Below are 10928 nucleotides of genomic sequence, written 5' to 3' on the forward strand. Positions count from 1 at the left end.
TGTCTCTTTTACCCGACCGTATGACAGAAAAAGAGTAGGCGTATAATTAATATCAAAGGAATTCATATCAAATGTTATACAAATTAGCTTATCTTTTTTATCACGACCTAATTGAAAAAAATAGTTATTGAAATTTTCTTCTGTTTTAAAGCGATATAGCCGTTTAATATCGGATTGTATATCCGCTAAACCCTTTAAATCTTTGCACGTATTTGAATATATATTTCGTAATTTAACATTCTCTTTTTTAATAGATCTATAATACTCTTTACAATTTGAGGGATCTAACGAACAAGGTCTATCACTAACAAACAATTTATAGTTGTCTGGAATATCAATATCAGTCCTGACTCTCATCAAATCAGTCAATGTTGTAATATTGAGCAAAACATTATTGATTTGAGCAGTTTCTTCTTTTACTTTGCTTATCGAAAAATTCTTATCACATATTTTCGCGCTGACTTGTTTAATCTCTTTGTCAAAACATTCACATTGTTTTTTTTCTTACTGCACATCTTATTTGTCTTAATAGCTTCACCACCTGTAACATCCTTTCAGCTAATTTTAGGTTGTTTCTTTAAATCAGAAAAATTATAGCTGTTATCCATTTATCCTCTTTTCCGCATTGTAAATGCTGATAAACCTGTGATAAAATAAAGTCAAGAAGTATATAATAAAGAAGAGCAGAGATGTTGAAGCATCCCTACTCTTTTGGCAACAACCGCTTATAAGGGCGGTGGCTGAGACAAATATTAACGGGCAAAAAGTAGACCATTACCTTGTCACGGGCGGTCTACTTTTTGTTGTGGAAAGAGAGTATGAGCACAATCAAAGTCGCAAATGAAATCATAAGCGTCAATGCTTGATATACCTCCACAGGCATCACCTCCTTTGCAGGAGACTAGCCGACCGCCCATCTAAGCCATTCTGTTACCAAGGAATATTATAACATATTGTTTAGATAGAGAGAAAGGATTCATAATATTATGCTACGCGTTGAAATTTATTTAGATGTTTTTATTGAAGAACTATTATATTCTTTCTGTTCTTGTTCCTTTTTCCATTCCATAAACTGATTTAACTCTTTGTTCGTCATTTGATCAATAGATTTTGGTTCAGGTGCGTTATTATTAATGCATGAAGAAATAAACGAGAAGATACCCATTATAAAAAGAATAAATGCTAATAATAAAATCAGTTTGAGAATAAATTTTTTATCTAAGCTTAATTTAGGTTTTTCATAACCTATTGTGTCATTTCGCTGATCATATAGTAAATTTCCACATTTGGTACAATGAGTAGCACCTTCCCTGTAACCTTGTCCACATTTCAAACAACGGAACATAGCTGTACTTCACCTCTCAGATTATACCAATATTTTACCATGTCTTAGGTGATAGGTCTATAGTAACAAAAAAACGCCTATTGCTAGGCGCTTACTCCATATCAAAGGGGGGTGATTTGAAATCATGTCCTCCATGACTCCTGTATGCATATTTTTTCTTGTTTCAGCTTCCTTTTTCATGCACCTACCTATTGGCCTGAGCCAGCACTTTCAGACTAATTAATTGACCATCCCAAGTCTGTATGAAAAGTTTTCCTTTAATGAGTCGTCCGCATTTATACATTGGTTATCGCTCCTTGGTTGATTTGATAGAATGTATTGTCAACGTTATAGTGTTGATTATGATGATAAAATGACTCTTTTACATTTAATTGTCATAGGTGTTAAAAGCCCTAAAAAGGTTATTAAAGCCAACTGAATGTTATTATTACGTTGTTATATAATTAAGTAGGACAGATATAGCCTATAATGAATATATAGTTTTGACCTGTCCTGCTATGTATTAGATAAACAAAGCAACTTCTCCAGACGTTGAATATTTACCTCGTTCAGCGTAAACATCATAGATGCGTTCAGGATCATCTGAATTCAGTCGATTTACTTTCCAAGCTGGCATATCTTCTTGGAACAGATTTTCCAATGCTGACTGTTTATCTCGATAATAGTCATAAACGAAAGTTGCTTTGTCAGTGTAGCCGTGAGCGTCAATGTCCTCTTTCCGCATAACAGTGAGCAATGACAATGGGTGATTAGCAAAAGTTGAGCGTTGAAGAAACTCGTTCATACGTTCAATTGTGTTGAGCATGAATTTCATGCTGGTGATAAGGCTAGTTGCCTTAGGTGAGATATCAAGGAAGTAGCAGAGCTTTTCAATTGTCAGGTCAGAGTGAAATGGAGTTTCAGTAGTGGTCAAATTGACTACCTCTTGGTTATTCAATACGATTAACATATGTATCTTCTCCATTCGTTTTATAGTTGGGTAACGTGACACATTAGTAGCCTGAAACAATATCCATAGCTTCATCCTCTGCACGTTCAATAGCCTGAATAAACGGCATCAATGGTTCCTCACGTTTATACTGGATAGCCTTCTCAGCAGTACCTTCAGCGTCACGCCATTCCCAATATGCGATGATATCAATGGATTGTAGGAAATACATGGACAGAGCTTCCACGGGATTCACAGCGTACAATTGAATGAACTGTTTATCTGTAAGTTGATTATGCTGAAGGTATTCATCCTTCATTTGGTGAAGCAGAAGAAATGTGTCTTCTCCATTAACGTTGATGATTCTGCTAATGAAGGAATTTCTTCTCTCAACAGTGTTCAGGATAATTTGCATATCGTTTCGGATACCTGTTGCTTCAGGAGAGACATTGAGCATATTGATTAGGTCATTGGTGGACAGGCCAGGATTGTACGGTGCTGGCTTGATAATTTTAGTCCATTCTCCATCGTTACCTTGCTCAAACACTTGTATAGCATCTGAAACGTTTAGACCAATCGTCTGCCATTTGCGATTTAGAGCATCAGTGATGTGGTAAAAGTGTAGTTCTGTATCGGCGGCTTCCTCTTCTGAATCCCATACTTGATTCATGCGTACAATGTCGATGATAGCTTGGTTGTTGGCTACTTCTGTTTTGGTCATTTCGTTTTCGCCCTTTCATCTTTAACACTTAGTGTTATTTTATAACTTATGATGAAATAATATCACACTAAGAGATACATGTAAATACACTAGGCGTAATTTATTATCGAATATTGATATTTTATTTCAAAATGATATTATTAATACATATGTCGAAAAGGAGTTAACTTAATGATCAAGATTAAAATTTCAGAGCAATTGGGAAAACATAAAATGACTCGAAAAGAACTTGCGGAATTAACTGGCATCCGTGCTGGAACTGTAGGAATGCTGTATGACGAAACTATTAAGCGAATTGATGTTGAATGGTTAGATAAATTATGTAAGGTTTTTAACTGTAAATTGACTGATATTATAGATTTTGTTCCAGACGACGAATTACAAGAAGAACCCAAAGATTAGCCAATATAATAGTTAAGTGCAGACACAGTAAAGAGCCTAGATGATCCTATCTAGGCTTATTTGTTGTATATCTTATTCCTTTTTAGATGGCTATTTCAATCTTGACACTCTAACCGCTTGATCTTGCCCTTCTACTTTCATATAGTAGGAGCCACCATCTTTATAGATAATTACATCAGGTCTATATGAATATGCATAATGGTAATGATAATTCTCCTGTTTCCATATCTGTCCATTTGCTAATTCGTAAATATTCCCTTCATCAAATCCCTCAAAGTCATCATCTATTTTTGACTTAATTACATCTTGATTTGCATTTATTGATATTGTAGGTGCTTTATAGTCAATCACTGTGTACGGAACTGGAATATCAATTATGCCTTCAGAAAATGGACCAACCTGATATGGATCAAATCTAACAGCTATACCCGTATTACCAAAGTAAAAACCAGTTTCTACTGGGTCAAATGGATAATTAGTAATAGATTCTTCAAAGATAGATGAAGGATTCTTTTTGAATTTTTCGGACAGCATATATGTTATAAATGTACGTGTGTTTACTAACTTCGTCTGATTGTTAATTACATCTTTTAGATAAATTCTGTCGCCTGTAGTTAAATCAAAATTGAATGTGTCAGTACCTTGGACATCGTGTGCACCACCATAGTAAATGCTATACTCAAACAATACAGAAAGCTTAGCGTTGCTGTTATAGACAGTTTTAACACTTATTTTATGCCAACTCTCTTTATTAGCCTTTTTGAGTTTAACGGATGAAGCAGCAGCATTAACAGCATATTGTTTCAACGCTTGATTTATCTTGTTAGCTGCTGTTTGATTTATCCCACTCGCTCTTACATAGGGCTGGCCTTTGTATACGGCTTGTTCAATTTTAGCTTTACTTGAAGCAGCTTTAATGCTTGTAACGGGACTTAGGCTATAAACAATTAGAGTGACTAAAGTCAACATGCCAATAAATCTTTTCATTACACCTCTCCATTCACATTAACACGTTATTTTAAGACGTTTTAAATTATATATCAAAAGTATAATGCTTTGTACAGCCTTATTAATTAATAAACAGTAATTCGTCAGGCGCTCCTATTTATTAGATGTGTATCACTTTGGGGAATTCCAAAGCAAAAAGCTTGCTTCGGGGAATCCCGAAAAAAGTACGCGCCTATCAAAAACATGAAAAAGTGTGCTATAGGCAGGTGACGGTTGGTGTCACCCTAGATAATACCTGATTCTAACATGGTGAATCGCCATGTCTGAGCATTAACCAAACTGGTTAGCACTGACAGTATAATTGAACCTTCAGGAATTTTGCGGAGACCCCTACTTCTATAGTTTCTGGATCAGCATTATCGGCAATGTATTTAGCCTTTTCATACTGCTTACCAGAACCAAATCCAATAGCCTCAGCAACAACATCTCGTGTTTTCCCCTGATTACTTTCCGCAAAATTTTGCGTGATGTTGTTATCACTATCTGTACGAGTTCCTTGACGCTCCTTTGCCTTTAATCTCTCCAATTGTTCAAGCTCTCTAGCCCATTCTAGACGTTCAGTTTCTCCGATGTCGGGGAATCTTAAGGTTGCACCAAGCTATATAATTTAGCTTCATTCGCCAAAGTTGGCGGTTGAGAATTACATATCTCAATGTGAACAAAAAAGTCCATATTGAGAACACGAACATTTACGATAGTTTAATCCACAACATCATTACTTGGTGGAAAATTTTCCACAATGTTGATATCGTTTTCACCAATCATTTAGCAACATCCTTCATTGACCGCTGGACAAATTGACCAGCGCTTTGATTACCACCATTCTTTACTCCCCAATATTCCTTTAAAAAAGCAGCATGACGACCCTTTTTAACAGGATCGGTCTCTGACTCTCCTCTACGCTCTCTATTCTCTGCAATAAGACGATATTCGGCTTCCCATTCATCAATATCAATAATTTCTACTGGAACCTCTGTCCAGCCCAATTGACTCAGCAACATGCTTAAAAGTATATGCATTATTCATAGACTTTCTTTAGATGGACTATTGATCTTTCCAAACTTCTCAATATCAGCGAAACGTCAATTTGACGTGTTGCATGATTTGGACACAAAAAATCCAGTCACCTTCAATATGGGGGCAACTGGATAGTGAAATTGATGTTTTATATATTCGTATTAAAAAGCTTTGAGAAATAATTAAATCCTCTTTAGTAGAAAATTCAAATTAAAGCATAGTGGCTATTTCATCAGGTTTAATAATGCTTGCAATGTGAGGTGCTTGATTGAAATGGTCATTCTGTATACGAATTGGTTGAGCGACAGAATAACTCGAAATGCTTAATTTAAGTTCTTCAATTGTATCCGCATTAAAAATACATTTAATTTTCTCAGCATGGCGTTTAGACTTAAGCTTAGACAAAAGCTTAAAATGTGCGTAAGTAGATCGATACATATAAGTAGTTGGAAACCAGAAATATCTTTCATCTGGCCTTAAAATTTTGGAAATATAATGTAAAAGAAGGTCAGTATTCAAAAACTCTTCCTTACTAATTAGAGAGTTATCAGCACGTTGACTGAGTATTTCGCCAGTATAACTAAACTTTCTATACCCAAGTCTTTCATTTAATCTTTCTAAAGACTCTATATAAAATCTATATCCTTCAAAACGAATTTTTAAATTATCATGAGTAAAATTCTTTGTGTGAAACTCGCTATTAAATACTTCTGAAAGTACCTTGTATTGATTATGTTTAATCAGAATAGCACATGTATAAATGAATAATTCAGTAATAAAAAATTTAAATTGGTCAAATTGTGACTCATAGTAGCTATTGCTTTTTTGATTATGGGCTAAAGGATACAAACTCTCAAATAATTCTACGATCCAGTCAGAATCTATTTCATCTGACTCGCATAAAGAATTTATGAAATTTATATATACATTTCTTAGAGGCAAAGATTCATCTATTTTTTCTTTAACTTTTTCATCTAAAAGATTATCTATAGATGTTATTTCAAGTTGTTTCAATTCTCCCAAGAAAGTATCTATAAAGCTGCTTGTAATTCCTCTTACTCGCTTTGGATTGTTCTCTATGGCACTATTTAATAGTTTGATTAGATTTGAAGATTCATAGTGCGAAACCTCTTGTTCAAATAAAAACGATGGGACAGACCCTAATGCTGGTTTTCTATGCATAGGAGCTTGATGTAAGGTTCTTAATAGTCTTTCGTAGCCTTTCTCATACTCACTGGAAAGATCAACATACATTCTAGAGCTGCAAAATGTAGGCAAAAACGGTTTGCCCTCCTCATCTCTCTCTGAAACAACTGGAATAAATTTTTCTTGTCCCACATTTCCATAGATTTTAGGAGTAATTAATTCCGTCTCAGTACCTACACCACCAGTTCTTTTATCAGCTTTAGCTTGATAACCTCTCTCACAGATAATTAAGACTTTATCGATCTCTGTTGAAGTTACCATACTTTCCATAAATGCCAATGTATCATTTCCATCTTTTAAATCCCACTTGTCTAATTTAACCATAACTCCATCGCTCATCAAACGCGTAGCCAGTTCATAGACCCACTGTTCATGGTCTGTTGTTGTCCAGCTATACGAAATAAACACTGTAGGTGGTTTTTTTGACTCAGTTGTCATATCATAATAACCCCTTATAAAAAATATAGGAACAATATACCATATCAAGTACTACTGTTCGAGTATTTTTTTATTCCGAACACTTTATGCTGACACACTCCTGAGAAGCTCTCACGTTCGTTCTAAGGCTGTTTCTCTAGGAAGATAATACAATCAGTGGGTTTTATATACTTCACTCAATGAATATTATATACTTATTCTAATTATGTATTTACGTGTCATGTGGAGGATGAGTAGTTATGGAATACGATATTAAGGATGTAGCTTTTTATTTAAGAAAGTCTCGTGGTGAAGGAACAAAGGATTTAGACAAGCATCGTTCTATTCTCGTTGAAATGGCAATTAAAAATAAATGGCGCTATATTGAGTATTTTGAAATAGCAAGTTCTGAAGATATTGAATATCGTCCTAAGTTCAAACAATTATTAAAAGATGTGCAAGACGGAATATATGACGCTGTGATTGTTGTAGATTATGATCGTTTGGGTCGTGGTGATTTAAGCGATCAAGCTTATGTGAAGAAAGTGTTTATTGAATCTGAAACGCTCATTGTCACACCTGAAAAAATATATAATCTGTCAGACGAGTCAGATGATTTAATGGTTGATGTAAAAGGTTTGATTGCTAGACAATAATATAAAGCATTTAAAAAAAGATTGGCTCGTGGGAAAAAACTTGGAGCAAGAAGAGGAAATTGGACAAATGGGACTCCTCCATATCCCTATATATATGAACCAGCAAGAAAAGGCTTAGTAGCTCATACAGAAAGAGTAGAAACATATAATATGATAAAAGAAATGGTTATTTGTGGTGAACCACTACAAAAAATCTCTTGGCATTTAAATAGATTACAAATACCGTCTCCTAAAGGTGGAGTATAGCATGACAACACAATTAGAAGGATAATTTTAGATGAAACACATATGGGCAAAATAATAACAAATAAAGGTGAAGGATCAGCACATAAGAATAAAAAGACAAAAGACTTAAAATATTTTGATAAAGAAGAATGGATAGTTGTTGAAAATTGCCATGAGATATTGAAATCTCAAGAAGAACATAATGAAATACTTAATAAGATAAAAGTTCGTACTAAATTTCATCCTGCTGCTAGGCGTGGCGCTTTCATATTTAGTGGAATACTTTACTGTGCAAAGTGTAGTAAAAGTATGCAAATGCAGGACAAAGGAATAAAAGAAGCTCTAATTAAACCTTGTCGTAAAGCAGACCATGTTGGTAACAAATGTGATAACAAAGGGAACAAGCTTTCTACTGTTCTAGAAGCCGTAAAATATCTTCTGAAAGATGAAGCGATTAGATTAAAAACTGAAGAAGAAACCACAGGTATGAACTTCGTGGATTACAATAAACTTATTGCTACAACTGAGGATAAGATCCAAAAAGTCAATAAAGCCATCTCTCGCATCAAAGATATGTATGAAGAAGGTGATTACGACAAAGAAGAATACTTGGACAGGCTAAATAAAAGAAAATCAGATATTAATAAGCTAGAAGCTGAAATTGTTGATTATCAATTATTACTTCGAAAACAATCCGATCTTACTAATGACCAAAAAGCAAAAAGGTTTGAGGATGTATTCTCTATACTTGATAGCACTTCTGTTGAAACAGAAACCAAAAATAGTCTACTAAAAGAAATCATTGAGAAGGTTATATATATTAAGAATAACAATGGGGACGTTCCGCAAGTAGAAGTCTTGTTTAAGTAGGTGTATTTTGGGGACATGGCACCAATGACAAGTTGATTAAAGCCACACTACGAATACCCAACAGATAAGAAAATAGGTTTATTTTCTCGTCTCGCTGTATCAAACGCTTCTTCACTCCACGCATACCAGTTCACTGGATTATGAGCGTGTTGGAGCAAATAAGGCGATTTCTCAGCGATTAATCTATTGGGCTTGCTGTTCGTTGTCATGGGGCATCACCTCTTTTCGGTTGGATTTGGGTAAAGATATGCTTAGTGTTAGTTTACCCAAATGAGTCGCATTCATCAATTCTGGATTACCTTAACAGTTCTCCTCATATCTTTTATCTTTAGTTTCAGCGCATACTCAATCACTGAGTTAGCTCCCTTCAACGCAATACTTCTGTAAACCAGTCCGTTATCATTGTAATAACTTCAGTTGCATGATTGGTTACACAGTGGTTTCCATCATCCCATAGTCTAATTGTTTTATTTACAGAAATAGACTCCTCATAAATTCTTTGAATACCGGAAGCTGAAAATAAGGGGTCAAGCTTTCCATGATTTAAAAAAAGCGGACATTTGATCAGGTTAGCGTATCCTTCCATGGTCATGCCATCCATAAACCGTTTCAAATCCTGATCCTTTTTATGAGTCAAAGCAGAAAATACATTCGCAAAGTGTGGCAAGAAGTTCGAAAAGCACACGATGCACGGCATTGGAGCATTCATTAATCAAGATGTCCTTCTATTAGCTGGAGAAGACGATCAATACGTACCTATTAGCCGACTACCACAAATTCAACAAGAATTAATAAATGCTGCTTCCATTACAACCAAAGTATTTACTAAAGAAACGGGTGGTGAGCAACACTGCCAAGCAGGTCACAGGGAGTTAGCATTTAATGAAATGAAAAAATTCCTATAACAACTGTAAAAATATAGTTTTTTTACGCAACATGCCCATCAAAATCGTAGTTCCATAGCTTCAATCGTTGTTATCCAATCGGCAAGTAAAAACCGACTCCAATTATGGGGTCGGTTTAATCATGCGGCTCAAATTGCTTTAGATACGCTAAGTGTTCTATGGACAGTTCATTCTTTTTATTTTCTAGTTTCTGGCTCTCATTAATGCCCGATCCTTTTCTTTTACCCTCGGACATGCGTAACAGTAACCAAATTCACGATCCAAGCAATAAGCCAGGCAACAAGCTGTTTTCACTAACATTTTTTGATCAGGGATATTTGGATGTTCAATGAAATTTGGTTTAATATTAAACGGGTTATTACGGAGTCCGAACGCACTAGCATCGACATCGTGTGTGAGCAATTTGAAAAAAGAAACGATCATGGTTCTACTTTCTTCATCCGAGGCTTCGGCCAACTCTTCTTCCATTTGAGCATACAACGCATTAACGATTTGTCCCCATAATGGAATAGCGTTTATGGGGGCCAGTTGGGACAAAAGTTGGATTATAGGCGTTACCTGTTCCCTGTAAAAGGAATCAAGCGATTTCTTGTACTCATCATCCCGATTCATTGTCGAAATTTGGTTAAATCGCACTTCGTTGATTTTAAATGAAAAAAGCGGATAGCCGTCAGCTACATATAATTGTACGGATAAATTAGATAATGATAAATCCAAAAGCAACTCGTCGCCTCGAGACAGCATGTGCTGCATCGCACCACATACTCCTGCGTACCAGCTAATAAAAAAAGCTGCCGCTACAGATCGTTCTCTAGCTTTGATGAGCGTGCCGTATGTGTCGATTAAGTGCTTCATATTTTCAACTTTTAATAGATCCAATGCAGGGACGGTAAGCACGGTTTTATCAAGCTCATTCAAAGTAAGGAAAAATTTTTCTTCCAAATGTTGAAAATCAACCGTGCCCATAGCATACACTCCCATTATTGTTATCTATTTTTCAAAAGCATGAACGACATCGTTAATAGCATAAAGATCTGCCAGTGGAGACATGCCCAGACTAAACCATTCCTTGCCTCCCATCATGTGAACCTGTTTTTTCTTCACGGCTGTCATGTTTTTCCATAAAGAGCTGTTCAGCATATCCTCATATCTATTCCGAACTTCTTGACTGGACTCATCATCTAACTGCAAAATGATATGATCAGGATTATATTCCGAGTCGTCGTGT

General features: G+C 35.4%; 15 protein-coding genes and 2 pseudogenes. 5 read left to right on the forward strand and 12 right to left on the reverse strand.

Annotation, left to right across the window (positions count from 1 at the left end):
* Positions 1-793 precede the first annotated feature (793 nt).
* The 4 genes from QD47_RS34345 to QD47_RS32740 form a co-directional block, all read right to left on the reverse strand.
* Positions 794-883: a putative holin-like toxin gene (locus QD47_RS34345; RefSeq protein WP_412178006.1), complete on the reverse strand. Its 90-nt coding sequence runs from the start codon at positions 881-883 to the stop codon at positions 794-796.
* A 120-nt stretch (positions 884-1003) separates the two neighbouring features.
* Entirely contained in the window at positions 1004-1345 is a 342-nt protein-coding gene (locus QD47_RS27875; protein WP_044649179.1) for a hypothetical protein, read from the reverse strand.
* 502 nt (positions 1346-1847) lie between these two features.
* Entirely contained in the window at positions 1848-2294 is a 447-nt protein-coding gene (locus tag QD47_RS27880; protein ID WP_044649180.1) for a hypothetical protein, read from the reverse strand.
* Between the two features lie 43 nt (positions 2295-2337).
* Positions 2338-2994 carry a hypothetical protein gene (locus tag QD47_RS32740; protein ID WP_200893538.1) on the reverse strand — a complete coding sequence of 219 codons (657 nt, stop codon included), beginning with the start codon at positions 2992-2994 and terminating at the stop codon, positions 2338-2340.
* Positions 2995-3165: 171 nt separating this feature from the next.
* On the opposite strand from QD47_RS32740, the gene QD47_RS27890 reads away from it, so the two are divergent.
* A complete protein-coding gene (locus QD47_RS27890; protein WP_044649181.1) occupies positions 3166-3396 on the forward strand; it encodes a helix-turn-helix domain-containing protein in 231 nt (76 codons plus the stop codon).
* A 90-nt stretch (positions 3397-3486) separates the two neighbouring features.
* On the opposite strand, the gene QD47_RS27895 is transcribed toward QD47_RS27890, so the two are convergent.
* The 4 genes from QD47_RS27895 to QD47_RS27910 all read right to left on the reverse strand — a co-directional run bounded on the left by QD47_RS27895 (position 3487) and on the right by QD47_RS27910 (position 7065).
* Entirely contained in the window at positions 3487-4383 is an 897-nt protein-coding gene (locus tag QD47_RS27895; protein ID WP_044649182.1) for a DUF3298 and DUF4163 domain-containing protein, read from the reverse strand.
* 304 nt (positions 4384-4687) lie between these two features.
* On the reverse strand, positions 4688-4930 hold the full coding sequence (locus tag QD47_RS27900) for a hypothetical protein (protein WP_044649183.1): 243 nt from the start codon (positions 4928-4930) through the stop codon (positions 4688-4690).
* Positions 4931-5165: 235 nt separating this feature from the next.
* Complete coding sequence (locus QD47_RS27905) at positions 5166-5423, reverse strand: hypothetical protein (RefSeq protein ID WP_044649184.1); 258 nt, start codon at positions 5421-5423, stop codon at positions 5166-5168.
* A gap of 208 nt (positions 5424-5631) precedes the next feature.
* The gene (locus QD47_RS27910) at positions 5632-7065 is read right to left on the reverse strand and encodes a toll/interleukin-1 receptor domain-containing protein (protein WP_082067335.1); all 1434 of its coding nucleotides are present in this window, start codon (positions 7063-7065) and stop codon (positions 5632-5634) included.
* Between the two features lie 239 nt (positions 7066-7304).
* On the opposite strand from QD47_RS27910, the gene QD47_RS27915 reads away from it, so the two are divergent.
* Genes QD47_RS27915 through QD47_RS27920 form a run of 3 tightly spaced genes read left to right on the forward strand, consistent with a single transcriptional unit; the run spans position 7305 to position 8795 of the window.
* A complete protein-coding gene (locus tag QD47_RS27915) occupies positions 7305-7700 on the forward strand; it encodes a recombinase family protein (protein WP_044649185.1) in 396 nt (131 codons plus the stop codon).
* Positions 7701-7721: 21 nt separating this feature from the next.
* The gene (locus tag QD47_RS31960) at positions 7722-7946 is read left to right on the forward strand and encodes a hypothetical protein (RefSeq protein WP_152643895.1); all 225 of its coding nucleotides are present in this window, start codon (positions 7722-7724) and stop codon (positions 7944-7946) included.
* Between the two features lie 12 nt (positions 7947-7958).
* The gene (locus QD47_RS27920; protein WP_268794279.1) at positions 7959-8795 is read left to right on the forward strand and encodes a recombinase zinc ribbon domain-containing protein; all 837 of its coding nucleotides are present in this window, start codon (positions 7959-7961) and stop codon (positions 8793-8795) included.
* A gap of 47 nt (positions 8796-8842) precedes the next feature.
* Here the strand turns inward: QD47_RS27920 and QD47_RS31285 are convergent, their stop codons facing one another.
* Positions 8843-9004 carry a DUF255 domain-containing protein gene (locus QD47_RS31285; RefSeq protein WP_082067336.1) on the reverse strand — a complete coding sequence of 54 codons (162 nt, stop codon included), beginning with the start codon at positions 9002-9004 and terminating at the stop codon, positions 8843-8845.
* A gap of 158 nt (positions 9005-9162) precedes the next feature.
* Positions 9163-9396: an alpha/beta hydrolase family protein gene (locus tag QD47_RS27925; protein WP_082067337.1), complete on the reverse strand. Its 234-nt coding sequence runs from the start codon at positions 9394-9396 to the stop codon at positions 9163-9165.
* Positions 9397-9460: 64 nt separating this feature from the next.
* Here QD47_RS27925 and QD47_RS31290 point away from each other — a divergent pair.
* Positions 9461-9700, forward strand: a pseudogene (locus tag QD47_RS31290) (alpha/beta hydrolase); the annotation flags it as partial.
* 183 nt (positions 9701-9883) lie between these two features.
* On the opposite strand, the gene QD47_RS27930 reads toward QD47_RS31290, so the two are convergent.
* Positions 9884-10666, reverse strand: coding sequence for a hypothetical protein (locus tag QD47_RS27930; protein WP_044649188.1), 783 nt, complete (start codon positions 10664-10666; stop codon positions 9884-9886).
* Positions 10667-10690: 24 nt separating this feature from the next.
* A pseudogene (locus QD47_RS32300) lies at positions 10691-10928 on the reverse strand (ABC transporter substrate-binding protein); the annotation flags it as partial.

Source organism: Paenibacillus terrae (assembly GCF_000943545.1).
In the GTDB taxonomy this organism is placed as follows: Bacteria; Bacillota; Bacilli; order Paenibacillales; family Paenibacillaceae; genus Paenibacillus; species Paenibacillus terrae_A.

Excerpts from the sequence above, each read along its gene's own strand:
- QD47_RS32740 (WP_200893538.1), bottom strand. The coding sequence starts at position 2,994 with ATGACCAAAACAGAAGTAGCCAACAACCAAGCTATCATCGACATTGTA.
- QD47_RS27875 (WP_044649179.1), bottom strand. The coding sequence starts at position 1,345 with ATGTTCCGTTGTTTGAAATGTGGACAAGGTTACAGGGAAGGTGCTACT.
- QD47_RS27880 (WP_044649180.1), bottom strand. The coding sequence starts at position 2,294 with ATGTTAATCGTATTGAATAACCAAGAGGTAGTCAATTTGACCACTACT.
- QD47_RS27890 (WP_044649181.1), top strand. The coding sequence starts at position 3,166 with ATGATCAAGATTAAAATTTCAGAGCAATTGGGAAAACATAAAATGACT.
- QD47_RS27895 (WP_044649182.1), bottom strand. The coding sequence starts at position 4,383 with ATGAAAAGATTTATTGGCATGTTGACTTTAGTCACTCTAATTGTTTAT.
- QD47_RS27930 (WP_044649188.1), bottom strand. The coding sequence starts at position 10,666 with ATGGGCACGGTTGATTTTCAACATTTGGAAGAAAAATTTTTCCTTACT.
- QD47_RS34345 (WP_412178006.1), bottom strand. The coding sequence starts at position 883 with ATGCCTGTGGAGGTATATCAAGCATTGACGCTTATGATTTCATTTGCG.
- QD47_RS27910 (WP_082067335.1), bottom strand. The coding sequence starts at position 7,065 with ATGACAACTGAGTCAAAAAAACCACCTACAGTGTTTATTTCGTATAGC.
- QD47_RS27915 (WP_044649185.1), top strand. The coding sequence starts at position 7,305 with ATGGAATACGATATTAAGGATGTAGCTTTTTATTTAAGAAAGTCTCGT.
- QD47_RS27905 (WP_044649184.1), bottom strand. The coding sequence starts at position 5,423 with ATGCATATACTTTTAAGCATGTTGCTGAGTCAATTGGGCTGGACAGAG.
- QD47_RS31285 (WP_082067336.1), bottom strand. The coding sequence starts at position 9,004 with ATGACAACGAACAGCAAGCCCAATAGATTAATCGCTGAGAAATCGCCT.
- QD47_RS27925 (WP_082067337.1), bottom strand. The coding sequence starts at position 9,396 with ATGGATGGCATGACCATGGAAGGATACGCTAACCTGATCAAATGTCCG.